This window comes from Paraburkholderia sp. MM5384-R2 (assembly GCF_014201025.1).
GTDB classification, from domain to species: domain Bacteria; phylum Pseudomonadota; class Gammaproteobacteria; order Burkholderiales; family Burkholderiaceae; genus Paraburkholderia; species Paraburkholderia tuberum.
In genome coordinates, this window is the sequence record NZ_JACHDI010000025.1 from 1 (window position 1) to 21870 (window position 21870).

Below are 21870 nucleotides of genomic sequence, written 5' to 3' on the forward strand. Positions count from 1 at the left end.
ACGGCGTCAGTGTTCTCCCGTGCGCCTGCTGCGTCGTTAGCTCCGGATCGTGGCGAGGCATCTCGTGTGTCACTGTGCTCGGCGCCGTCGGCGCGCTCGATAAAGATAGACCCACTTGCCGCGCAGCTTGAGGTAAGTCTCGTCGACACGCCACGTTTGGCCAGTAGGCCTACCAAAGCGGTTCCACCGTTTGACGAACTCCGGCGCAAAGCGCCGCACCCAGCGCAGGATCGTCGTGTGCGCCAGCGACAGACCCGTTCCGCCATCATTTCGACCAGATCGCGCAGGCTAAGCTTGTAGCGCAGGTACCAGCGAACACACAGAATGATCACATCGCGGTCAAAGTGACGGCCTGCGAACAGTTCGTCAAGGCTCTTCGGCTTGCTCATCGTCGGCTCTCAATTCGTTCAGCCCGATACCTTAACCGATTTGCCCCCGCGCTATTTGCACCAGAGCCGCCATGCGCAGGGCTCGCCCGAAATTGCTGCGCTGGAGGTCGTACTTGCGCGGAGCGCCAAATCGAAGCGGCCGCCATGCGACTTTCTCGCCGAAAAGATCATGTCGGAGCTGCGGCGTTAGTCGCACAGCGCAGCGTGTCGATACCGCTCCCCTTCAACGCAATCAATGGCGATGCGAACACGGCGTGCCAGGGTGCGCCGGCCCCACGGCTGCGCCCGACTTGCGGGTGCGGCGCCGCGCACGGTCATACCGCTCTCCTTCGCTCGGATGTGAGGCGCGAAGATTCGCCGTATGTCGCAGGTGTCCCTCTCCGACACCTTCTGAACCTGACGGCGTGACGTTGGTGTCGTCATGGCAAGCGAAGAAAGGATCGCCAGGTTTGATCACGGCCAGCATGGTTTTAAGTCTCTTCAGCATGAAACGTTAGTCTCCTTCAGGCGATGCTCAATCGCGCCAGTTCGGTGTCCACCAGCAGCTTCTTCAGTTCCGGCACGCAGGACCCGCAGTTGCCGCCGGCTTTCAGGCACGCGGTAATCTCCGCGGCGGTCTTCAGTCCCTGCTCGCGAATTGCTGCACAGATCGTATTGCGCCCAACACCGAAGCACGAACAGACTGTGGGTCCCGTATCGGTGCCCTTACCGATCGGTTGGCCAGGCAGCAGGCCAATGCGGTCCGCCTCGTCGAGCCGGTCCTTCGCAAACAGGCTCGCGAGCCACGCGCGCGCCGGCAATTCGGATTGCGCCGACAGGAAAATGCAGTTCTCGATACGGTCGTCGACCAGATGAACCGCGCGATACACGCCCGCGGCACGGTCCTCGTATTCGAGCCAGTCGGCATGAGCATCGTCGATGCCGAACAGCGCGCGCGCCCAGACGCCAGGATCACCGTGATCGGCGAGCGGGTTGCGGCCCGCGAGTTCGTAGCGCACAAACTGCGTGCCGTGAATGCGTGTCCAGTACGTCACGCTGTCCAGCACCGGAATGTGCCGGCTCAGTGAGAAACCGTGCCAGGCAACGTGGAACCTGTCGACCCGAACCGGAGTGTGTTTGAACTCAGGCTCGCCAGAAACCGGATCGACTTCGGGATTCACCACCGCACCCACGCGTGCATCGGAGGCAACCTGATCGTTCCAGTGAATGGGGATGAACACGCTGCCGCGCGGCATGCCGCCGCCGTATTGCACGCGTGCGACCATCGCACCCCAGCGACTCGACACGCGCGCGAGGTCGCCTTCACGCACGCCGCACGACAGTGCATCCTGCGGATGCATGTCGACAAACGCCTCCGTGACATGACTGGCAAGTTTCACCGACTTGCCCGTTCGGGTCATGGTGTGCCACTGGTCGCGCACCCGGCCGGTATTCAACGTCAGCGGATATTCGTCATCCGGCGCATTGACCGGGGCGCGGGGTGGCGTGGCGACGAAACGCGCCTTGCCGTCCACGTGGCTAAAGCGACGGTCACCAAAAAGACGCGCGGTGCCCGCCAATGCCGCGTCTTTCTGCGTGAGAACGGGCCACTGGATAGGCTGCAACGCAGCGTAACGTTCGCGACCGAGGCCAACAAGACCAGCCAGGTTGAACGCGCGACGCAGGTCGCCGTCGACAAGTTCGTCGCCGGTTCCGTCAGCGCTCTGGCGACCCTCGTTACGCCACGCACTCAGCCGCGCATGCTCATCGAAAATCTCGTACTGGCTGGAGAACTCGAAGCCCGGATAGCCCATCCGCTGTGCAACGTCGCAGATGATCCGCCAGTCCGCGCGTGCTTCTCCGGGCGCCGGAAGAAACGCACGCTGGCGCGAGATCCTGCGCTCGGAATTGGTGACGGTGCCGTCCTTTTCTCCCCAGCCGAGCGCCGGCAGCAGGATATGCGCAAACGCATTGGTGTCCGTGTTCTCGACAATGTCGGAGCAGACGACGAGTTCACAGCGCGCGAGCGCGCGCTTCGCCTGGTCGCCGTCGGGCAGGCTGACGACCGGGTTCGTGCCCATGATCCAGACCGCCTTGATCCGGCCGTTCCCGATCGCCTCGAAGAGTTCGACCGCCTTGAGTCCTGGCCGCGAAGCGACGACGGGCGATCCCCAGAATGTCTGGACCAGTTCGCGATGCCGCGGGTTGTCGAGTTCCAGATGGGCGGCCAGCGTGTTCGCCAGACCACCGACCTCACGCCCACCCATCGCATTCGGCTGTCCGGTGAACGAGAACGGCCCCATGCCTGGTCTGCCGATACGGCCCGTCAGCAGATGACAATTGATAATGCTGTTGACCTTGTCCGAGCCGGAGCTCGACTGGTTCACTCCCTGCGAATACACCGTCACCACCCGCTCGGTGCGCGCGAAGAGTCGATAGAACTCGAGGAGATCGTGCGGATCGACCTTGCAGGCCTTTGCACATTGCGCGAGGTCGAACGCGGTTGCTGCGCCGGTTGTAGCGGCATCGAGCGCCTGCGCATAGCCGGCCGTATGCGCGTCGACGAACTCCGCATCGATCGCGCCGTGTTCCGCGAGAAAACTGAGCAAACCGTTGAACAGCCAGACGTCGGTGCCCGCGCGCAGCGGCAGGTGCAGGTCAGCCATTTCGCAGGTCGCGGTATAGCGCGGGTCGATCACGACGACCTTCATATCGGGGCGCGTCTCCTTGATCCTGATGATCCGCTGGAACAGGATCGGATGGCACCACGCCGTATTCGAACCGACCAGCACGACGAGGTCCGCCAGTTCGAGATCGTCGTAGCACACCGGCACCAGGTCTTCGCCGAAGGCCCGTTTGTGACCGGCGACGGAGGACGACATGCACAGGCGTGAATTGGTGTCGATATTCGCGCTGCCGATATAGCCCTTCATCAGTTTGTTCGCGACGTAATAGTCCTCAGTCAGCAACTGTCCTGAGACGTACAGGGCGACAGCATCCGGGCCGTGTTGATCGATAATCCGGCGAAAGCCGTCAGCGACCGTGTCGAGCGCATCGTTCCATGACACGGGGCGCAACGCGCCGCTCGCCGGCTCGCGCAGCTTCGGATGGAGCAGCCGTCCATCGAGTCCGATGGTTTCGCCGAGGGCTGAGCCTTTCACGCACAGCCGACCGAAGTTCGCCGGGTGGAGTTCGTCACCGGTGATGTCGTGCTGGCCGTCTGGGCGCGCGCTCGCGCGTACGCCGCAACCGACGCCGCAGTATGGACAGGTGGTCCTGACAGCGTCGCGGCTACCGTCAGGCGTACTGGAAATGACGATGGGAAGACTCACGTTGGGTTCCGGTTCAGGCGGGCTGAGCCTCGCAGAGGGCCCGGCCAAATAGCAGCTGGCTGCGCAGCGGAGAAATGTCGGTGCGGTTCTGGATCAGTTCGAAATACCACGCGCCCTCCCTGACGTCGCCATAGAGGACTGCGCCGATCACCCGGTTATCCTCGATCACGAGGCGCTTGTAGACGCCGCGTCGCGGATCGCGCAGCACCAGGTCTTCACTGTCCGGACCGCCGGTGAAGTCGCCAGCGGAATACAGCTCGACGCCGGTGACTTTCAGCCTGGTCGCCGTCGCGCTCTGCACGTAACGGCGGTGGCCGGCGCCCGCCAGGTGGGCGCCGCACACGCGCGCCTGGTCCCAGATCGGCGCGACAAGACCGAAGGTTGCCGTCCGGTGCTGCACGCATTCGCCGACGGCGTAGACACGCGGATCGTAGGTCTGCAGCGTGTCATCGACGACAATCGCACGCTCGCAGTGCAGCCCGGCCTGTTTCGCGAGGTCAATATTCGGGCGCACCCCGACCGCCATGACAACCAGGTCGGCGGGGATCTCCGCACCGTTGTCAAAACGCACTGCAGTCACACGATCCGGCCCGACGATTTCGACGGTGTTGGCGTTCAGCAGGAAACGCAACCCTTTGCGCTCCAGCGTCTGCTGCAGCAGGGCCGCCGCGCTCCGGTCGAGCTGGCGCTCCATCAGGCTGTCCATGACGTGCACCACCGTGACCGACATGCCCTGGCGCATGAGCCCGTTCGCGGCCTCCAGCCCGAGCAGACCGCCGCCGATCACCACTGCGTGACGGTGACTGCGCGCTGCGGCGAGCATTGTTTCGACGTCCTGGATGTCGCGAAAAGCGATCACCCCGGGCAGCTCGTGACCCGGCACCGGAACCACGAAAGGCTTGGAGCCGGTCGCGATCAGCAATCGGTCGTAGCCCACCTCGAAGCCGCTTTGCGAGCGCACGATGCGGCGCCTGCGATCGATCGCGGCCACCGGGTCGCCAGCATGCAGCTGGATACCGTTGTCTGCATACCAGTCACGCGTGTTGAGGATGATGTCGTCGACACTCTTCTCGCCCGCCAGCACCGGTGAGAGCAGGATGCGGTTGTAGTTGCCGTACGGCTCGGCACCGAATACGGTGATGTCGTAGAGGCCCGGTGCGAGCTTCAGCAGTTCCTCGACGGTGCGCATGCCCGCCATGCCATTGCCGATGACAACGAGGCGCGGGCGCGAAGGCGCGTCGAACGCTGCGCCTCCTGAGGTCTGCGCGTCGATTGGGTGTCTCATGCCGCGACCCACACCTTGCCGCTCTCGACACGCACCGGGTAGGCGCTGACGGAATGCTCGGGCGCCTCGAGGCACTCGCCGGTGCGCAGATCGAAATGATGCTTGTAGATCGGCGAGGCCACCACGATGCGCTCGCCGAGGTTGCCGATCAGCCCACGCGAGAGCACCGCCGCGTGCGAACCCGGATCGAAGTTGTCGATTGCGAACACGCTGCCCTCACCGTGCGCGACATGAAATACCGCTACCTGCTCGCCGTTGACGAGCGCACAGACGCCCGTATTGGGAACAATGTCGTCGAGCGCGCACACGGGCATCCAGGCTTGCGGAGTTTGATCGTTACTCATGCTGGCTTCCTCACGGTCAGGGTGGTGGATGGTCAGACGGTCTCGGCGACCACGGGAATCGGGAACTGCCGCGCTTGCCGCTCTTCCTGCGTTGCGGGACGGATCTGGCCGCGCTCCTCGACGAAGGTCACGTTGTCGTCGAGCTTGTCGCTGTTGACGAAATGGCGGAAGCGCTTGCGCGTTTCGGGATCGGTCACGGCCCTCTTCCACTCGCACTCGTAGGTATCGATCACGTGCTGCATTTCCCCCTCCAGCTCCGCCGCGAGTCCGAGCTTGTCGTGCACGACGACGTCGATCAGGTATTGCAGCCCGCCCTCGAGGTTGTCGCGCCAGACGCTGGTGCGTTGCAAACGGTCGGCGGTGCGGACATAGAGCATCAGGAAGCGGTCGATGTAGCGCACCAGCGTCTCGCGGTCCAGATCCGACGCGAGCAGTTCGGCATGTCGCGGCTTCATCCCGCCGTTGCCGCACACGTAGAGATTCCAGCCCTTCTCGGTGGCGATGATGCCGACGTCCTTGCCCTGCGCTTCCGCGCATTCGCGGGTGCAGCCCGACACGCCGAACTTGATCTTGTGCGGCGAACGCAGGCCCTTGTAGCGGTTTTCCATCGCAACGGCGAGGCCCACCGAATCGCCGACGCCGTAGCGGCACCACGTCGAGCCGACGCACGACTTCACGGTGCGCAGCGACTTGCCGTAGGCATGGCCGGATTCGAAGCCGGCCGCGATCAGTTCTTCCCAGATCAGCGGCAGTTGATCAACACGCGCGCCGAACAGATCGACGCGCTGGCCGCCGGTAATCTTTGTATAGAGGCCGTACTTCTTCGCCACCTGGCCGATGGCGATCAGGCCTTCCGGGGTGACCTCGCCCCCCGGCATGCGCGGCACGACCGAGTAGGTGCCGTCACGCTGGATGTTGGCGAGGTAGTAGTCGTTCGAGTCCTGCAGGCCTGCATGTTCCTTCTTCAGCACGAACTCGTTCCAGCACGACGCCAGGATTCCGGCGACCGCGGGCTTGCAGATATCGCAGCCGAGGCCATGGCCGTGCTTTTCCAGCAACGCGCCAAAGGTCCTCACGCGCTCGACGCGGACGAGGTGATACAGCTCCTGGCGCGAGTACGGGAAGTGCTCGCACAGGTGGTTGTTCACCGCGAGGCCCTGCTTCTTCATCTCGGCCTTCATCACCTGCGTGACAAGCGGCACGCAGCCGCCGCACGCGGTGCCGGCGCATGTCGCGCTCTTCACCGCGCCAATACTGGTCGCGCCCGCGCACACCGCCGCGCAGATTTCGCCCTTGGAGACGTTGTTGCACGAGCAGATCTGCGCGGCTGCGGGCAGCGCGTCGACCCCAAGTCCGGGTTTGGCCTTGCCGTCGCTTTGCGGCAGGATCAGGAACTCCGGCGCTTCGGGCAGCTCGATGCTGTTCAGCATCATCTGCAGCAGCGTGCCATATTCGGCCGCATCGCCCACCATCACGGCGCCGAGCAACTGCTTGCCGCACTCCGACACCACCAGCTTCTTGTAGACCTGTTTGAGTTCGTCGCTGAACTGGTACGTGCGGCTGCCCGGCGTCTTGCCGTGCGCGTCGCCGATGCTCGCGACATCCACGCCCATCAGCTTGAGCTTGGTGCTCATGTCCGCGCCGGCGAAGCCCGCATCATCGCCGAGCAGGTGCTTCGCGGCGACGCGCGCCATGTCGTAGCCAGGCGCAACCAGGCCGTACACCATGCCGTTCCACGCCGCGCATTCGCCGATCGCGTAGATGTCGGGGTCGCTGGTGCGGCAGTTCGCATCGATCGAGACGCCGCCACGCGGACCCAGTTCCAGGCCGCACGCACGCGCGATCTCGTCGCGCGGACGGATACCGGCGGAGAACACGATCATGTCGGTGTCGAGATGCGTGCCGTCGGCGAACTGCATGCGGTGCGTGCCCGCTTTGCCATCGACGATGGCGAGCGTGTGCTTGGCCGTATGGACCTGCACGCCCAGCTCCTCGATCCTGCTGCGCAGAACCCGACCGCCGCCGTCGTCGACCTGCACCGCCATCAGCCGCGGTGCAAATTCGACGACATGCGCGGCCAGTCCCATGTCATGCAGCGCCTTCGCGCATTCAAGCCCCAGCAGGCCGCCGCCCACCACGACACCCGACTTCGCCCGCGCGCCGCACGCCTGCATCGCTTCGAGATCTTCGATGGTGCGATAGACGAAGCAGTCCTGACGATCACTGCCTGCCATTGGCGGAACGAACGGCGAGGAACCGGTCGCGAGCACCAGTTTGTCATAGGAAAGCGTCTCGCCGCTCGAGACGCTCACGGTGTGGGCCTCCCGGTCGATCGAGACCGCCTTCGTGTTGAGCTTGAGCAGCACGCTCTCGCGCTCGAAGAAACCTGGCTTCACGAGCGACAGATCCTCTGCGGACTTGCCGGAAAAGAATTCGGACAGATGCACGCGGTCATATGCGGGACGCGGCTCCTCGCACAGCACGGTGACGTGCAGCGCAGACCTCGCGTCGTCCACAAGACATTCAAGAAGCTTGTGACCCACCATCCCGTGGCCAATGACGACAACGTTCATGACGGGTGTCTCATCCATTCCCAGCGCGGTTCGCGGCATGATTTTCGTCCGGCAAATAAAAAGGCGTCCCGCGGATCCAGTCGTCAGATGACTGAATTCAGGGGACGCCGTTGTCCAAAAAACAATGACCTACAGAATGACTTTTGCTGCGTGCTGGCCGGATCATCGTTGATCCGCTGCCTTGATTTATGCAAAGGCCGTGCCAGGCGGCACATCGGCCGTAGTGGCCCGAGCCACAGGCGTTATTGGATCTGAGCCCTGGTTTGGGGCGCAACAGGAAGATGCATTTTGCCGGGCATGGCACGACGGTGGTGCAATGCAGCACATCATCCGTGCAGCGGGTCGGGTGAAGATGGCCTGCTTTGGCTTTGCTCGTGAACCCAGATTAGTGAGCAGACCAGAGGTTTTTCGCGGTGTGTTGCGCGGCCCGATGTGATAGCACCCGCGAGCCGGCCCGGCCTCGCAGTGCATCGTCACATCTGGCTTGCATGGATGGCGTCGTCGCGCGTTCTGCGCTGCTGCCCGCGTCGGCACTGTCTGGCGTGGATATTGCCTCTATCGATGCGCGCGGCAACGGTGCCGGCACATGGAATCACGCTGCAGATGGTGCGCAATGCGCCCCCGGCAGCGCAGGCAACCCAGATCAGGACAACGGCGTCCCCTCGTTAAACACGACGAGCGGACGCCGTTTGCATTTGGCGCAGCGCTCGTCCAACCGGCCATCGAACCGGCCGCCTCAGGACGTACAAGGACATCACCATGGCAACGGGCAAGGTCACTTTACTCAGCGCGGGTCCAGGCGACCTCGATCTGCTCACGATCAGGGCAGCAAGGCTGCTGGCAAGCGCCGATGTCGTGCTGCTCGACGACCTCGTCAATCCGGAGATCGTGTCGCTTGCGCCGCAGGCGCGCGTGATTCGCGTTGGCAAGCGCGGCGGCTGCAAGTCGACCCCGCAGGCGTTCATTCAGCGCCTGCTACTGCGCTACGCGCGCGCCGGCCGTCACGTGGTACGCGTGAAAGGCGGCGACGCCCTGCTGTTTGGACGCGCCGGCGAAGAACTGGCGGATTTGCGGCGCGCACAGATACCGTTCGAAATCGTCAATGGCATTTCGTCGGGTTTTGCCGCGGCAGCAGGTCTCGGTATTTCGCTCACGCATCGCAATCACTGCCCGGGCGTGACGTTTATCACGGCGCACCTGCGCGACGACAGCGAGCCAGACTGGGCCGCGCTGGCCGCCACCGGCACGACGCTCGCCATTTACATGGGCATGAGCCGCATCGACAGCCTGTGTGCCGCGCTGATGTCAGCCCTGCCGCACGACACGCCTGCTGCGGTGGTGCAATCGGCGGGCAGCGCTGCGGAGCGGCACGTGCTCGCGACGCTCGACACGCTTGAAGCGCGTGCGCATGCCGCCGGCTTCGGCAGCCCGGCTGTCATTCTGGTTGGCAAGGTGATTGGCGAGGCCGTGGCGCATGCTATGCACGAGTCGGTGGCGGACGTGTCTATTGAATTGCCGTCCACTTCTCACGTGCAACGCTACGAGCGCGAGGCGGTCTTGCGCAGCGCATGATCCAGACGTCAAACGCTAGACGGCTTAGGCCCGCGTCGTCTGACGCGGGCCGTTTTACATACGGCGTTGGGATATGACAGCGGCGATCCGCTTTGCACACACCGGTCGCCTCACTCAGCAATAGAACTGACGATTCACACCTTCAGGCTGAGCTCCCGCATTTATCCGATTCTTTGCGAGCGAGGCGAAACGGGAAGCGCGCGCCGCGACTTACAGCCAATGCAGGCACGTTTCCCGCCCAACGCCCAGCTCACACTCCACTATTCGCACGCGCGCCCGCAGCCGGGATCGGGCTCGCAACCACCAGACTCTCCGCAGGCAGCGCCCAAGTGAGCCAGCGCGTGCGATGCAGGACAACCAGCGCGAAGGCCAGCGCCGAGATGACGCCAAAGGTCGCGAAGCCCATCTGATAGCTGCCGGTGCTTTCCTTGGCCATCCCCATGATCACGGGAAGATAGAAGCCGCCGATGCCGCCCGCTGCGCCGATGATCCCGGACATCAACCCGGTCTTGCCCTTCCAGCGTTGCGGCACGAGCTGGAAGGTCGCGCCGTTGCCGAGCCCGAAGCACAGATAGGTGGCTACCAGCAACGCGATGCCGGCGGGCAGCGGCGGCATCCACGCGGCGAATGCGAAATCGCACAGCGAAATACCGGCGAGCAGCAGCACCAGCGCGCGCACGCCGGAGATGCGGTCGGCGATCAGGCCGCCGAGCGGCCGCACCAGCGCACCCGTGAAGGCAAGGAGCGACATGAAGAGCCCCGCCTCCAGCTTTGGCAACTGATACAGCGAAACCAGCAGCGTCGTTACATAGGACGACATGCCGACGAAGCCGCCGAACGTGATGCTGTAGACCAGCATCACGACCCACGTGTCGCTTTCCGCGAGCACACTGCGATAGTGCTTCGGCAGCACCGCAATCGCCAGCAGCGCGCCGAGTACCGGCAGCAGCAGCACGCCTGTCTTGCCGGCGCCGAAGACACCCGCGTGCACGGCAAGCACGAGCGCGATCAAGCCGCCCAGCGTGACGCAGAAACTGCGCAACGCACGCGGTGCGCTGCCGGACTTCGGCCCCAGGTCCTTCGCCCACAAGAACAGCGCCGTAGCCGCGAGCGCGAGCAACGGCAACGCCGCGCCTGCGGCCTTGGCCCAGCCGAAGTGATCGGCGAGGCTCGGGAACAGAAAACCATCGAGCACTGCGCCGATATTGCCCGCCGCAGCGAGCCCCAGCACCAGCCCCTGCACCTTGGGCGGATAGTTGCTGCCGGCCATCGGCAGCGCCACCGCAAAGCTCGCGCCGCCCACACCGAGAAACACGCCCAGCACCAGCAGCATCACATATGAAGGCGCGGACGGTGACAGCAGCAGCACGATCGACGGCAACGCCGACAGCACGACGCCGCAGAGCGCAATGCGGCGGCCGTCATAGGCCTGGTACAGGTTGCCGAGCGTCACGCGCAGGATCGCCGCGCCCAGCACCGGAACCGCGACGAGAAAGCCCAATTCCGCCGGCGACATCGCGATGTCCTTGTGGATGAACGGGGCGAGCGGGCCGAACATCACCCACACGGTGAAGCCGGTATCGAAGTAGAGGAAGCACGCCAGCAACGCGCGCCAGTTACCGCTCGTCAGCGAATTCAACAGATGTTTCATGGGTTTCTCTCGCAGGGGAAAAGCTATTGAAGAGCGCGGCCGGCACTGGCGTGCCGACCTTGAAGGGGCATGCCGCGCGTGTCGACGACACTTTTGATCAGCTCGTCCATCTCCTTAATGATGTCGGCGAGCACGGTCGTGATCACCGCGAATTCCCGCCCGAACTGGCCTGCTCGTGCGGCCGAGATGCGCGCGTTGAGCGCGACGATGTTGGCCTGCATTGAGATGCTGCCGAGCCGCTCGGCGATGTCTGTCTGTCGCTTGAGCGCGGCCGCTTCGATGCCGCGCATCTCGTGCTGATAGGCGAGCGTGATGTCCTGCAGCAGTTCGAGCAGCGGCGTCGCCTGAGTGACGAGTGCGTCGAGTTGGGTCCGATCTTCCGCGCGGCCCGACTCGACGCACGACACCGCGCGATTCACCTGGACGATGAATTGCTGAATCCGCTCGTCGGCTCTGCGGTTGCCGAAATACATCTCGCGCAACGCTTCGGAAAACACGCCCGGTAGGCGCTCGTTGCCCCTCACCAGATCGGAATGCGCTTGCGCAAACGTGACAAGGCATGATTTGGCTACGGACAGCGCGCCACTGTTGCCGAGCGACGCGAGCAGCACGTGCAGCACGATGCGCTGTGAGAGCATCCGTTGCCGGCCCCCCAGATTGATGAGCTCGCCGATGACCTGTCCAGAGACGGCATCGGGATCTGAATGTATCGGCTGTTTCATCGTGAATGTGGGCGTGAAGACCCTGCACCGTTGCTCCATTCGCACGGCACGCGCCCCATGACGAGACTCGCGGCGACAAATGAAGCGCAAAAAAAAAGCGCCCCGAGCGCAACCGCGCGTCCCGATTGCTCGGTTGCACAGTTGGCACTCGGGACGCCGTTGTCCCTGCGGGTCGCTCAAAGCGAGCGGCCGGTAAAGATTCGATACGTTGGGACCTCCGTTGGTCCCACGCCCGATCTATGCAATAGCCGTGCCACAGATCCGTGTAACGCTAATCCGGGGCGGTCTCTCCGGCGGCTTCCAGCCACGCCCCATTCGGCTAACAGCGCGTCCAGCGGGGCCGGCCAGTTCAACGACGGATCGCACCTTCGTCAAATTTCTGGAACGCCGGAACGTTCATCTCGACGCAAGTGATGGGATTTCAGTTACAGCGAAGCGCGGCGTCGCCGCGTGGCATGAACGGGGTTGGTGCGACGCGTTGGTGCAGTGCACTACAGCTGTGCACCGCGCCGGCTCAAGCTACGGTGCGAGCGTCGGTAGGAGAACCATTCCGGAGCGAAGCTGACGTTGGCGCCGGGCGGTAATCTTGGCAACTTCCGCCTGCAAGGCGGATTCGTGTTCGGCGCGGGCAGCCAGCAATCCGTCGAGTTCGCACGCATGCGCGGACCGCGCATCGCGTAGTGCCTGGTCCGATTGCGCGCCAGATACACCGCCTTGTTCCTGACCGTGCCTTCGTCGCGAATCTTCAGCCGCAGGGCATCGAAATACACGACCGGGTACATCGCCTCGAGCGGGCGTTGCTGCCATTGCTCAACTTCAGCCAGCACTTCATCGGTGACGGTGGAAATCAGGTCGGGCGAGACTTGCAGCCCGTACAACTCCAGCAAATGGCCCTGGATCTCGCGCACGCTCATGCCGCGCGCGTACATGCTGATGACGTGGTCGTCGAATCCCGGCAGCCGACGTTGATACTTGCCAATCAGTTGCGGCTCGAACGTCGCCTGACGGTCACGCGCAATATCGAGGTGCAGCTCGCCATTGGGCGTGATGACCGTCTTCGAACTGGTGCCGTTACGGTGGTTGCCGCTCTTGCCTTGCCCGCCCTCGGTTTCGAGGTGATGCGTCAGTTCGGCCGCCAGCATGCGCTCGGCCAGGCTCTTCTTCAGTTGCCCGGCCAGGCCCGATTCGCCGAGGATCGACTCGGCATCCTTGTTCTGCACCTGCGCCAGCAGTTGATCGATCAGCTCATCGGGGAACAGCTTCGGCGCCTTCAGGTTGTTGCTTTTCTTGATCACTGTTGTGTCGGTCATAGGACGTTATTTCCGTTATCGTCTCATGACCTCGACACACTAAATTTCTGAGAGGCTCCAATTTTATGTTCGCGGTCTCCGACAGCGGTGGTGGGCGAGCCGCCGCAATGTACAGCCTGATCGGCTCGTGCAAATTGAACAACGTCAATCCAAGCCTACCTGGAATACGTGCTTACGAACATTGCAGATCACCAGGCCAACCGCATCGACGAACTGTTGCCTTGGAACGTCGCGAAGCATCTGCTCCCATCTACACCTACCTCGCTTTGATCCCTTCTGCTAGCGGCACGCTGTGTCTGCCGTGCTCTTCAACGCTTGTCTAGAGGTTTCTCAACGGCCCTCACGCGACGCACACAATCCACCACCAGGTTTGTGATCTGATGTTCGTCCAGACAGCGGTGCAGCCAGAAGCCGTCACGCCCGGCTTCGTAACAGCTCCGCACCGGAGCATCGGCCGCCAGATGACATCGTGACTCGCGGTCCCACCCGGCTCATCGCGCGCCGCTTGGGTCTGCAGGTTCCCATGGGGCGGCTACCGAAGTGCTGTACGGATTGAATGCGTCGCAACACTCCAGTCATCAACGTTGTCAGCTCCACGGGAGCAGCGGATTTTTTCTGATCACGTCGTCATGGCGCTCGATCTCCGCATACCGGGATCACAGAATGAACCCGGTATTGACAAATTTGGAGTCGCGGTCAGTAACAATTGCTTCCAACAGCGCCTTGCTGTTGTCCGTCTGTTTGGCAGCAACCATAGAACGGATCGAGAAGGCCCGTAGTGCGTCTGTCACAGACAATGTGCCTTCTGCCGAATCTTTCCGTCCGGCAAACGGAAACACATCTGGACCACGTTGACACTGGCAATTGAGGTTCACTCGGCACACCTGATTGACGAGTGGATCGACCAGCGCGCCGATCTGGGTCGGATCCGAACCGAAAATACTGACCTGCTGGCCGTGATCGGAAGCCGTCACGTACTCAAGTGCGGTTTCGACGTCATCGAACGGCGCCACCGGAATGATCGGACCGAACTGCTCCTCCCGGTACAGCATCATGCCCTCGCTGACCGGATAGACCACTGCCGGATAGAACAGCGTCTTGCAGAACACTCCACCTGAGTTGTTGACCACGCCTGCGCCTTTGGCTTTGGCATCGTCGATGGCCTCGGTCATGTAGGCGGTGCGGTGCATGCCGGGCAATGGTGTGATACTGACGCCGTGTTCCCATGGCATGCCCACCTTCAGCTTCGCCAGTTCCTCAGTGAAGCGCTTCAGGAACGGCTCGACGATCGACCGGTGCACCAGCAGCATCTTCAATGCCGTGCAGCGCTGGCCATTAAACGACAACGCCCCGAGCAGGCACTCCTTCACGGTCAATTCAAGATCCGCGTCGGGCAAAATGATGGCGGCATTCTTCGCATCGAGACCGAGGATGGCACGCAGCCGATGCGACTTCGGATGCTGTTTCTTCAGATGGTCCGCCACCTTGCTCGAGCCGATCAGCGCCAGTACGTTGATCTTGCCGGACGCGAGCATGTGCGGCACGACAACCGCACCAGGTGCGTAAATCGTGTTGATCACGCCTTTAGGAAACGCGTCGCGGAACGCCTCGAGCAACGGATAGAACAGCAACGTGCCGTATTGCGGCGGCTTGAATACCACCGTGTTGCCCATCAGCAGTGCAGGAATCAGCGTCGCGAAAGTCTCGTTCAGAGGATAGTTGTACGGGCCCATGCACAGCACGACACCTAGCGGTGTGCGCCGGATCAGACCAATGGTGCCCTCCGCGATCACAAAGCGCGAGTTGCTGTTGTCCAGGTCCTTGAGTGCATCGATTGTGGCGAGCATGTAGGTGACTGTGCGGTCGAACTCCTTCTGAGAGTCAGTGAGACTCTTTCCGATCTCCCACATGATCAGATTCACGATCTGAGCGCGCTGCGCAACCATGCGCTTGATGAAGTCCTGCATGCAGCCAATCCGCTGGGCCACGGTCATTGTCGGCCACTCGCCGCGGCCCGCGTCGTAGGCACGCACGGCGGCGTCGAGTGCCGCGTCGCTCTCCAACTCGCCCATCACAGGGTAGCTACCGATTGCGAGTTGCTGTACCTCGCCGTCGGGTTGCCTCACGCAAACCGGCGACAGCACGGTTTTGCACGTGCCGACCCACGGTCTGAGCTCGCCGTCCACGAGCGACACACGCTGATGGATCGGTGAGGACAAACGGGCTTCTACCGGCACCTCGTCGGTGGACGGAAACAATTTCTGCAGACTTTCAAAATCGATCGTTGACATGGATTTTTCTCCGTGCGCCTGGCATCGCATCCTGTCTCACACGCATGTGATCCGGATCGTAAAGAAGGAGAGCGGGTGTCCAGGGAATATTGAAATGGCACTTTCAGGGCAAATTCCGGGCGGCGTTCTGCCAAAAATCGTCAGCTAGCTTCTCCAATGGCACAACATTTCCCAAAATCGCGTCGCCCTGATTATTGAGTCAAGACCTCAAACCGGTAGGCGATTTCGACAGGCTCGCCTGGTTCGATCACGACGGCGGTCGGCACGCCACGCTCATTGATGGGGTTCACGGACAACGCGGCGCGGCAGCCGAGTTCAAAAGCACTGGCAACTGGCTCGACGCCAAGACACAGGTTCCTGCTATTCCAGGGACTATGGCTGCGGCCGCGATTGCTGATCCACAACAGCAGGGATGGAAGTACAGCGGCGTCCCAACTGAGCCGATACGCGACCTGCGATTCGTCATCGGTCAGAACGACAGATCCGTCAGTACCACAAAGCTGGACGATTTCTTCGGTATCGTGGGCGAATGGAAAACGATCAAACCCACCCGTGCCGCCCGTGCGCAGTGGCACCTTGTCAAGCTCATTGAAAATCGCGCCAGGATCCGCGCGCGACACGCCGGGTTCGGGGCCGCCCGGGTGAACGACACCAAACTGGAACGTGCCCGGTTGGATCTGAAATGCACCAGCGACCGACGGCAGCGCCAGATTGGGATGCAGACCGATCGGACGGCGCGTTCTTTTGCGCGCCTGAACCTTCAACACGAAATCGATCGCGGGCCCATCGGGGTCGGCGCGGATCACCCGTACTACGCGGGCGATCGACGAAGCAGGCGGATACTCGAGCGCGACCTGGATTTCCAGTTCCGTCTGTCGCAGGAGAGTCCAGTCGCCCGTACACGCGTAACCGTGAAGCAGATCGTCGCTCGCATCGAGCGGGTAATCGTGTTCGCGGACCGGCGTCGCAAGGCTCTCCTGCCAGCTGTCCACGACGGTCTCGGCAGCCCAGGGAGTGCCGAAAGGCACACACGGAAATTCGCTTCTCATATGCCCGAGCAAACCTGGCGGATGGGCTGAGGCGTCGCCGATCCATGGCGCCTCGTAAAACGGCTGCAGTTGCCGCTTGCCTCGCACAAGCGTCACGTCGCTGAGCATCCCGCCTTTTGCATGAACATCAAGATGGCCATGGGGCCATTCAAGGTGCCAGACTGTATCCATGATTGTGGTTCGCTTAACAGATCAGCTGGACATAAGAGTCGTCACTGAAGATTTTGAGTGCGTTGATCGTTGCAGTAGGCGCATCGGGGCGTCACGAGTGCGGCACCGTCGTGCCTGCGCACCTTAAACTCAAGGGCGGGCTGACCACGGGTTTGCTTGGCGCTCAGTTTTCTTCCTCCTGCCAACAGGTGCTGTGCCGCGCAAGCAGCGCGCTTGCCGCGGCCGGGCCCCAGGTGCCGGCTGCGTAAGGTTTCGGGGGGTTGTCCTGGCTTGCCCAGTCAGCGAGGATCGGCGCAACCCATCGCCATGCGGCCTCCTGCTCGTCACGCCTTACGAAGAGTGCGAGCCGTCCCGCGATCACATCGAGCAGCAGGCGCTCGTACGCCTCCATCCGCTCCTGCTGGAAGAACTGGTCAAATGCGAGGTCGAGATGCACGCCTTGCAGCGTCATGCCAGTCCCTGGCTGCTTGGCGAGCGCGCTGAGCCGGATCGATTCGTTCGGCTGCAGCCGGATCGTCAGCCGGTTCGAGCCCGGGCGTAATGCCATCGGGCCCAAAGCCGAGTGAGGTACGGGCCGGAAGTTGATGACGATCTCTGCCAGGCGGCCCGCGAGCCGCTTGCCGGTGCGCAGGAAGAACGGCACGCCGGACCAGCGCCAGTTTTCGACCTCGACCTTCAGGGCGACGAACGTTTCTGTCGTGCTGTGCTCACCGACACCCGCTTCGGCCTGGTAAGCCGGCACCGATACCCCCTTGATGGCACCGGCGTGATACTGGCCACGCACGACACTCTGCCGGATCTGCTCGCTCGTGACCGGTTTGAGCGCGCGCAACACGCGCAGTTTCTCGTCTCGCACCGCGTCTGCATCCATGGAGTGAGGCGGTTCCATGGCGATGATGGCGAGCAACTGCAGCAGGTGGTTCTGCACCATATCGCGCAGCGCGCCAGTCTGGTCGTAGAAGTTGCCGCGGCCTTCGACGCCCAGTTCTTCGGCGACCGTAATCTGGATGCTCTCGACCCAGTCGCGACGCCACAATGGTTCGAACAGCGAGTTGCCGAATCGCAGCGCGAGCAGGTTCTGGACCGCTTCCTTTCCCAGGTAGTGGTCGATCCGGTAGATCTGGTCTTCTGCGAAGATCTGGCCCACCGCATCGTTGATCGCATTGGACGATTCGAGATCGTAGCCGAGCGGCTTCTCCAGCACTACGCGCGAGCCTACGGTCAGTCCGGCCGACGCGAGAGCGCGGCAGATCGGCACGAACAGTGCAGGCCCGGTCGCCAGATAGAAAATCCGCCGGCTGCGCCCTGTCGCAAGCGCTTCGCGTAACAGGGAGAACGAATCGGGCTGACTCGCATCGAGCGCGACATACGTAATGCGTTCGAGAAAGCCTTCCCACACAGCGGGATCGATCGCCGTTCCGGGCAGGTGGGGTTTGACATGCTCCTCGACCCATTTCAGATAGCCGCCATGATCGAGGGCTGTCTGTGCAACGGAGACGATCCTGCCGTCCGGTGCGAGCATGTCGTCGCGGTGCGCGGCGTAGAGTGCGGGCAGGATCTTGCGCATCGCCAGATCACCCGTGCCGCCGAACAGGACGAATGCGAATCCGTCGTGCTCGGGTGGGCTGTTCCGTGGAGTTCTCATGGTATTCAATTGTGGGAATTGATAAACGGGCCTGACGAGCCGGTCAGGATCGCCACTTCGTCCGTGGTGGGTGCGTAGGCGCCCTGCTGTGCACACGCCACGGCTGCACAAGCCGCCGAGAACCGCAGATGGGATGCCTGCGGCGCATCCGGCCGGCTAATCAGGCTCGCGATCCATCCGCCTACGCAGGCGTCGCCACAGCCGACGGTGTCGACGACCTGTGCGGCGAACGCCGGCTGGAAAAGCTCCTCGTCCGAGGTGAGCAACGCCATGCCTGCTGCGCCGCGTGTCACAAGAATGTCGGCAGTGGGCGCCCACGAGCGAAGTTTGGCAAGTGCCTGGGCTTCATCCAGTTCCGGGAACAGGCCTCGCAGATCCTCGTCCGATACCTTGATATAGCTGGCCAGTTCCGCCATGCGGCGCAGCGTAGGGCGGTAGCCGGGGCTCGCCATCAGATCCCGGTAGTTCGGATCGAACGAGATCCGCTTGCCGGCGGCGTGCGCGGCTTGCGCGATATCCAGCAGATGCTCCGCGAGTGGATCACGTACCAGGCTAAGCGAACCGAAGTGCACGATCTTCGCAGCCTCCAGCCACCCGGACGGCAATGCGTTGGCGTCAAAAGCCAGGTCGGCGCTGTTGTCGCCGATAAAAAAATATTGCGGCGGATGTTTCGATACGACCATGGCAAGGAGCGGCGGCCGCTCCACCTGTCTGGTGAAACGCATGTCGAGTCCGGCCTGCGCACTCTGTACCATCAGTTTGTCGCCAAACGTGTCGTGGCTGACGGTGCCCGCGAAGCCGGTAGGCACGCCCAGCCGTGCGCCCACGCGGGCGACGTTCCAGCACGAGCCGCCCGACGCGCTGCGCCAGTGCTGATCGTCTTCACGGATAAAGTCGGTCAGCGCCTCGCCGAATACGACCAGTTCAGGAAGATTCATGGTCACTCCGATCTCCGATTGCCGGGTCAGCCTTCTTCATCCGCCGTTGCCTGAAGCGCTCGATCAGACCGTTGGTGGAGCTGTCGTGAGTACTTGCCGCGCTTGACTCGCTGATTTCGCTCTCAATCACCACGGCCAGTTTCTTGCCGAGTTCGACTCCCCATTGGTCAAAAGAATTGATGTTCCAGATGATCCCCTGCACGAATACCTTGTGCTCGTACAGCGCGAGGAGGGCGCCAAGTGCCGCGGGCTCAAGGCTGTCCATGCAGATCGTGTTGGTTGGGCGATTGCCGTCGAAGCTGCGGTGCGGTGTCCCCGCCACCTGCAACCCGTTCATCAGCGCTTCGGTTTGCGCAAAGCAATTGGCCAGCAGGACGTCATGGTGAACATCCAGCGCACGCTGCGGCTGCATGCAAGCGATGAAGTCTGCCGGGATCAGGGCGGTTCCCTGATGCAACAATTGAAAAAAGGCGTGCTGACCGTTGGTCCCGGGCTCTCCCCAGATGACCGGTCCTGTCCCATAATCGACACGCTCGCCCGACAAGGTGACGGACTTCCCATTGCTCTCCATGTCGAGTTGCTGCAGGTAGGCTGGAAGGCGGTGCAAATAGCGGTCGTATGGGGCAATCAGCTGGCTGTTCGCGCCAAAAAAATTCGTGTACCAGATGCCAATCATGCCGAGCAGGACGGGGAGGTTCTGTTCGAGCGGCGCCTCGGCAAAGTGCCGGTCCATTGCATGTGCGCCGCCCAGCAGCGCCTCGAATCCGTCCATGCCGATCTGCAGCGCAATAGGCAGCCCGATCGCGGACCACAACGAATACCGGCCGCCGACCCAGTCCCAGAATTCGAACATGTTGCTGAGATCGATGCCGAATGCTGCAACCGCGTCAGCGTTGGTCGAAACCGCGACGAAGTGTTTTGCGACGGCTGATTCGGGCGCGCCGCTGCTCAGTAGCCAGTTGCGCGCGGTGCGTGCGTTGAGCAGAGTCTCCCGGGTCGTGAAAGTCTTCGATGAAATCACGAAGAGCGTCGTCTCCAGATCGACGCTCTGCAGCACTTCGGCAATGTCGGCGCCATCGACATTGGAGACGAAGTGCGTCGTCGGCCCCTTGTCGCCATAAGGCTTCAAAGCTTCGCAGACCATGCGCGGACCGAGATCCGAGCCGCCGATGCCGATATTGACTACATCGGTGATCGCGTGCCCCGTGTAGCCGCGCCACTTGCCTTCACGGACGGCGTCGGTAAAGCGCCGCATTTTAGCGAGGACTGCGAACACGTCCGGAATCACGTCCTTCCCGTCCACGATAATCGGCTTCCCGCTTCGCTCGCGCAGTGCGACGTGCAGCACCGGCCGGTTCTCGGTGGTGTTGATGCGCTCACCCGCAAACATGGCGCGTCGCCGATCTTCCACACCGGCCTGGCGCGAGAGCGCGCCGAGCAGGCCCAGCGTTTCAGTCGTGATCAGGTTCTTCGAGTAGTCGACGAAGATGCCGGCCGCCTCCATCGAGAACCGCTCGAAACGTCTGTCGTCCTGCGCGAAGAGCCCGGAGATCGAGGTGTGCGCCATGTGGTCGCGATGGTCTGCGAGAGCCCGCCATGCGGGCGACTGAGTGAGATGTGACATGATGATCCGGCGTGTAATTGACGGGTTGAGCTTAGTGCGACGACCAGCCCTTGTAGCTGTTGACGTTGTCACGCGTCACGAGCGTGGAGGGCAGCAGGATCATCGTGTTGGCCGGCTTCTTGCCGTTCATGAGCCCGTATCCGACCGTGACGGCCGTTTGCGCCATAGACCACGGATCCTGGCTCGCGGAGGCCTGAACCAGCGTGTCGGTTTTCAGCGCGGTTTCGATGTCCGGTGCGCCGTCGACGGACGTAATGAAGAGGTTCTTGCGGTTCAACTGCTTGGCCGCCAGATCGCTGCCCACCGCCTGCGGGTCGTTGATTGCGAAGACGGCATCGACTTTCGGGAAGCGCGTCAGATAGCCCTGCATCGCATTCATACCGCCTTCGCGGGACCCTTTGGCATCCTGATCATCAGACAGCACCTTCAGTTCGGGATGCTTCGCGAAAACCGACTTGCAGCCCTTCACGCGGTCGACCACCGCCGACACCGGCGGCCCGTTTTCGATGATGACATTGCCCTTGCCGTTGAGTTTTTTGGCGATGTAGTCGCACGAGATTTCGCCGGCCTGCACGTTGTTGGTCTGCACCGTGGCGTCGGCGCCGGCGGCGGCCACATCCACGGCTACGACCACGATGCCGGCGGCTTGAGCCTTCTTCACAGCAGGCTCGATAGCCTTCGGGTCGGCTGCGTTGAGCAGGATCATGTCGACGTGAGCGGCGATGAAGTTGTCGATTTGCGTGAACTGCTTGTTCATGTCGTAATCAGCCGACACTGCGGTGACATTCACGCCGGGATTGATCTGCTTGGCCTTGGCCTCAGCGCCTTTGACGATCGTGACGAAGTAGGGGTTGCCAAGCGAGCCGACGGTGATGCCAATCGCCTTGAGCGGCTTGTCGGCGGCGTTCGCCGCGGGCAGCGTGAGGCTGAGACCCATCGCAAGGGCAGTGCTGGCGATAGCAATTTTCTGCTTGAACATTTTCGTTGTCTCCAAG

The 21870-nt window shown here is 62.5% G+C and carries 14 protein-coding genes and 4 pseudogenes; 3 read left to right on the plus strand and 15 right to left on the minus strand.

Annotation, left to right across the window (positions count from 1 at the left end):
- Window positions 1-93: 93 nt before the first annotated feature.
- Window positions 94-389 (minus strand): annotated as a pseudogene (locus HDG37_RS30120) (transposase); the annotation flags it as partial.
- Window positions 390-459: 70 nt separating this feature from the next.
- Here HDG37_RS30120 and HDG37_RS39640 point away from each other — a divergent pair.
- A pseudogene (locus HDG37_RS39640) lies at window positions 460-579 on the plus strand (LysR family transcriptional regulator); the annotation flags it as partial.
- Between the two features lie 42 nt (window positions 580-621).
- On the opposite strand, the gene HDG37_RS30125 reads toward HDG37_RS39640, so the two are convergent.
- Genes HDG37_RS30125 through nirB form a run of 5 tightly spaced genes read right to left on the minus strand, consistent with a single transcriptional unit; the run spans window position 622 to window position 7902 of the window.
- Entirely contained in the window at window positions 622-876 is a 255-nt protein-coding gene (locus tag HDG37_RS30125; RefSeq protein ID WP_184054054.1) for a hypothetical protein, read from the minus strand.
- A gap of 16 nt (window positions 877-892) precedes the next feature.
- On the minus strand, window positions 893-3700 hold the full coding sequence (locus HDG37_RS30130; RefSeq protein ID WP_184054056.1) for a nitrate reductase: 2808 nt from the start codon (window positions 3698-3700) through the stop codon (window positions 893-895).
- Between the two features lie 13 nt (window positions 3701-3713).
- The gene (locus HDG37_RS30135; protein ID WP_184054058.1) at window positions 3714-4985 is read right to left on the minus strand and encodes an NAD(P)/FAD-dependent oxidoreductase; all 1272 of its coding nucleotides are present in this window, start codon (window positions 4983-4985) and stop codon (window positions 3714-3716) included.
- Window positions 4982-5329 (minus strand): nitrite reductase small subunit NirD, encoded by a 348-nt coding sequence (gene nirD, locus HDG37_RS30140; protein ID WP_090812420.1) that lies wholly within the window; start codon window positions 5327-5329, stop codon window positions 4982-4984. The genes HDG37_RS30135 and nirD overlap by 4 nt, the downstream gene beginning before the upstream one ends.
- Before the next feature lie 32 nt (window positions 5330-5361).
- On the minus strand, window positions 5362-7902 hold the full coding sequence (gene nirB / locus HDG37_RS30145) for a nitrite reductase large subunit NirB (protein WP_184054060.1): 2541 nt from the start codon (window positions 7900-7902) through the stop codon (window positions 5362-5364).
- 759 nt (window positions 7903-8661) lie between these two features.
- Between nirB and cobA the strand changes: the two genes are divergently transcribed.
- Window positions 8662-9474 (plus strand): uroporphyrinogen-III C-methyltransferase, encoded by an 813-nt coding sequence (gene cobA / locus HDG37_RS30150; RefSeq protein ID WP_184054062.1) that lies wholly within the window; start codon window positions 8662-8664, stop codon window positions 9472-9474.
- A 250-nt stretch (window positions 9475-9724) separates the two neighbouring features.
- Here cobA and HDG37_RS30155 read toward each other — a convergent pair whose 3' ends face one another.
- The 3 genes and pseudogenes from HDG37_RS30155 to HDG37_RS30165 form a co-directional block, all read right to left on the minus strand.
- A complete protein-coding gene (locus tag HDG37_RS30155; RefSeq protein WP_090812418.1) occupies window positions 9725-11125 on the minus strand; it encodes an MFS transporter in 1401 nt (466 codons plus the stop codon).
- Window positions 11126-11148: 23 nt separating this feature from the next.
- Entirely contained in the window at window positions 11149-11847 is a 699-nt protein-coding gene (locus tag HDG37_RS30160; protein WP_090812417.1) for a methyl-accepting chemotaxis protein, read from the minus strand.
- 698 nt (window positions 11848-12545) lie between these two features.
- Window positions 12546-13157 (minus strand): annotated as a pseudogene (locus tag HDG37_RS30165) (transposase); the annotation flags it as partial.
- 59 nt (window positions 13158-13216) lie between these two features.
- Here HDG37_RS30165 and HDG37_RS30170 point away from each other — a divergent pair.
- Window positions 13217-13427: pseudogene (locus HDG37_RS30170) on the plus strand (transposase domain-containing protein); the annotation flags it as partial.
- A gap of 386 nt (window positions 13428-13813) precedes the next feature.
- Here the strand turns inward: HDG37_RS30170 and HDG37_RS30175 are convergent.
- From HDG37_RS30175 to HDG37_RS30200, 6 genes are all read right to left on the minus strand, one after another.
- The gene (locus HDG37_RS30175) at window positions 13814-15448 is read right to left on the minus strand and encodes an NADP-dependent glyceraldehyde-3-phosphate dehydrogenase (RefSeq protein WP_184054064.1); all 1635 of its coding nucleotides are present in this window, start codon (window positions 15446-15448) and stop codon (window positions 13814-13816) included.
- A gap of 191 nt (window positions 15449-15639) precedes the next feature.
- Window positions 15640-16668, minus strand: coding sequence for a hypothetical protein (locus HDG37_RS30180; RefSeq protein ID WP_260335139.1), 1029 nt, complete (start codon window positions 16666-16668; stop codon window positions 15640-15642).
- A gap of 163 nt (window positions 16669-16831) precedes the next feature.
- The gene (zwf, locus tag HDG37_RS30185) at window positions 16832-18313 is read right to left on the minus strand and encodes a glucose-6-phosphate dehydrogenase (RefSeq protein ID WP_090812414.1); all 1482 of its coding nucleotides are present in this window, start codon (window positions 18311-18313) and stop codon (window positions 16832-16834) included.
- 5 nt (window positions 18314-18318) lie between these two features.
- Window positions 18319-19251 (minus strand): carbohydrate kinase, encoded by a 933-nt coding sequence (locus HDG37_RS30190; RefSeq protein WP_184054066.1) that lies wholly within the window; start codon window positions 19249-19251, stop codon window positions 18319-18321.
- Entirely contained in the window at window positions 19238-20875 is a 1638-nt protein-coding gene (gene pgi, locus HDG37_RS30195; protein ID WP_184054068.1) for a glucose-6-phosphate isomerase, read from the minus strand. Before pgi ends, HDG37_RS30190 begins: the two co-directional genes overlap by 14 nt.
- A gap of 31 nt (window positions 20876-20906) precedes the next feature.
- Window positions 20907-21854, minus strand: coding sequence for an ABC transporter substrate-binding protein (locus tag HDG37_RS30200; protein ID WP_090812411.1), 948 nt, complete (start codon window positions 21852-21854; stop codon window positions 20907-20909).
- Window positions 21855-21870 lie beyond the last annotated feature (16 nt).

Bases quoted from the DNA above. Each gene is read 5' to 3' on its own strand.
- HDG37_RS30200 (WP_090812411.1), bottom strand. From the start codon at position 21,854: ATGTTCAAGCAGAAAATTGCTATCGCCAGCACTGCCCTTGCGATGGGT.
- HDG37_RS30160 (WP_090812417.1), bottom strand. From the start codon at position 11,847: ATGAAACAGCCGATACATTCAGATCCCGATGCCGTCTCTGGACAGGTC.
- nirB (WP_184054060.1), bottom strand. From the start codon at position 7,902: ATGAACGTTGTCGTCATTGGCCACGGGATGGTGGGTCACAAGCTTCTT.
- HDG37_RS30190 (WP_184054066.1), bottom strand. From the start codon at position 19,251: ATGAATCTTCCTGAACTGGTCGTATTCGGCGAGGCGCTGACCGACTTT.
- HDG37_RS30175 (WP_184054064.1), bottom strand. From the start codon at position 15,448: ATGTCAACGATCGATTTTGAAAGTCTGCAGAAATTGTTTCCGTCCACC.
- pgi (WP_184054068.1), bottom strand. From the start codon at position 20,875: ATGTCACATCTCACTCAGTCGCCCGCATGGCGGGCTCTCGCAGACCAT.
- zwf (WP_090812414.1), bottom strand. From the start codon at position 18,313: ATGAGAACTCCACGGAACAGCCCACCCGAGCACGACGGATTCGCATTC.
- HDG37_RS30155 (WP_090812418.1), bottom strand. From the start codon at position 11,125: ATGAAACATCTGTTGAATTCGCTGACGAGCGGTAACTGGCGCGCGTTG.
- nirD (WP_090812420.1), bottom strand. From the start codon at position 5,329: ATGAGTAACGATCAAACTCCGCAAGCCTGGATGCCCGTGTGCGCGCTC.
- HDG37_RS30125 (WP_184054054.1), bottom strand. From the start codon at position 876: ATGCTGAAGAGACTTAAAACCATGCTGGCCGTGATCAAACCTGGCGAT.
- cobA (WP_184054062.1), top strand. From the start codon at position 8,662: ATGGCAACGGGCAAGGTCACTTTACTCAGCGCGGGTCCAGGCGACCTC.
- HDG37_RS30180 (WP_260335139.1), bottom strand. From the start codon at position 16,668: ATGGATACAGTCTGGCACCTTGAATGGCCCCATGGCCATCTTGATGTT.
- HDG37_RS30135 (WP_184054058.1), bottom strand. From the start codon at position 4,985: ATGAGACACCCAATCGACGCGCAGACCTCAGGAGGCGCAGCGTTCGAC.